Raw genomic sequence first — 1,859 nt, 5'->3', positions numbered from 1 at the left:
TCGGCATTGCAACGCGCTGCTTGCAGCAGACCATTGCGTGCCATGTTGTGGGCAACGGTATCGCTTATCGGCCCTTGCGAGAGAGTGTTGGCAAGGAGTGTCAGAGATGTGAGACCGACCGCCCCGATAAGTGCCGTCATGCCGATCCAGAAATGAAGGAGGAAGCAAATGCCGAGATAAAACAGCATCCATGGCAGATCGAAGAACGCTGTCGGACCGTTTCCACCTAAGAAGCCGCGAACATTGTCGAGATCGCGAAGCGGCTGCAAGCCGTCGCCCGGCATGCGCGTTGAAAGCGGAAGGCGAACGATCGCATCGTGAACGCGTCCGGAAAACTGACCATCGAAACGCTCGCCAATCCGCAGCAGCACGCGGGCGCGCAAAATGTCGAGCAGGCATTGGAACGCATAAAGCCCCGCAGCAAGCACGACGAGCCCCACTAGCGTGGATACGCTGCCACTTGCCAGAACGCGGTCATAGACCTGAAGCATGAACAGCGGCGAGATCAGCGCAAGCACGTTGACCACGCCGCTGATCAACATAATGCCCCAAATCGCGGATGTCAGAGGGAAGGGTCTCAAAGCTGAATCCTTTGGAATGGTTGTCACGTAAGTCTCCGGAGGCTGGCGACCCGGCTCCCTATATTGCTCCCCGACCGGCAACCGACTGCATCCGCTCGCTGGTTCAGGATCAGTGCTCCCGCCGAATATGTTTGGTCCCGGCATTTAATGGAGCGGGTCAACAACACCGTCCGGCTGAAGGTTTGGAAGGGATTCATCGTGGTCGGCCGCAAGGGCCCGAACAGGCGAATCCGCCTCCACACCTTCAGGAGATTTCGGTGCACGACCAGCGCGACGCGCAGGGCTTGGTCAAGCTATCCACGCTGCGACTGCTCCCGGGCGCCCCGGCCCAGGCAAGTAGCGGAACGGGAAAGCGCCCGCCCAGGGGGCGGGGCGGGCGCGGTTCCGTATGGGTTTCTGGATCAAACGAAGGTGAAGTCCGACGCGGTCAGGCCTAGGTCGGCCACGGTGACTACACCGCCCAGGTGGGCGAACTCGTGCGCGCTGCCGTCGGCGGTGACATAGGCCAGAGTTGCGAGTCTGTCGGTGTAGCTGCTTTGGTAGACAATGATGTCGCCGGCGTGCTCGCCGGAGATCGCACTCGCCGCCTCATTAGCAGAGTTGAAAGATTCGCCAGTGATCACCACGACGTGTTCGCCGTTCGCACCCGAGGCCGCACCGCTGTAGAAGCTGCTCACCGGGTAGCCGGACTGTATGCTGGCGTTGTTGACGAAGTTCGCGCCAAAACCGTCGTTGTAGAGGCCTACCGCATCGAAGGCGAACTTGTCCTCCGCCGGGTTGAAATCGGTGATAGTGGTAATGTCCGACGTCGACCCGACAACCCCAGGCACCGGATTGTGGAACTGGAACACGAACGTGTCACTGTCGGTGCCCCCGGTCAACGTGTCCTGGCCGTCACCCACGTAGAGGACATCCTGGCCGGGACCGCCGCTGAGCCTGTCATTGTCCTCACCGGAGACGCGCGCGTTGAAGCGGCCGTTGTCGCCGGAGAGATCGTCCCAGCCATCTCCGCCGAAGATGCGGTCGTTACCCTCGCCGCCGATGGCTCGGTCACTGCCCGGGCCACCCGAGATCTCGTCGTTGCCGCCACGACCGTCAATCCAGTCACCGCCCTGGAAACCCTCCATCCAATCTTCACGCTCGGTGCCGATGAGTGTTTCGGCACCCGCGCCACCCTCGATAATGTTTGCCATCGAAAAATACTCCTAATGATGTCCCTGCCTGAGTCGTTCATATTCGTCATCGGACAATTGGAGAAATCGATTGCTTGGATAGGCA

At 60.4% G+C, this 1,859-nt stretch carries 1 protein-coding gene and 1 pseudogene; both read right to left on the bottom strand.

The genetic code is table 11. The annotated features are described in order from the left end of the window. Nucleotides 1-542 (bottom strand): annotated as a pseudogene (locus tag NKI10_RS30810) (type I secretion system permease/ATPase); the annotation flags it as partial. Nucleotides 543-982: 440 nt separating this feature from the next. After that, a complete protein-coding gene (locus tag NKI10_RS30805; protein WP_023806358.1) occupies nucleotides 983-1,774 on the bottom strand; it encodes a calcium-binding protein in 792 nt (263 codons plus the stop codon). Nucleotides 1,775-1,859: the final 85 nt, after the last annotated feature.

It is taken from the genome of Mesorhizobium sp. M0802 (genome assembly GCF_040320115.1).
Taxonomy (GTDB): domain Bacteria; phylum Pseudomonadota; class Alphaproteobacteria; order Rhizobiales; family Rhizobiaceae; genus Mesorhizobium.
This window is presented reverse-complemented; position numbering and strand designations above follow the sequence as displayed.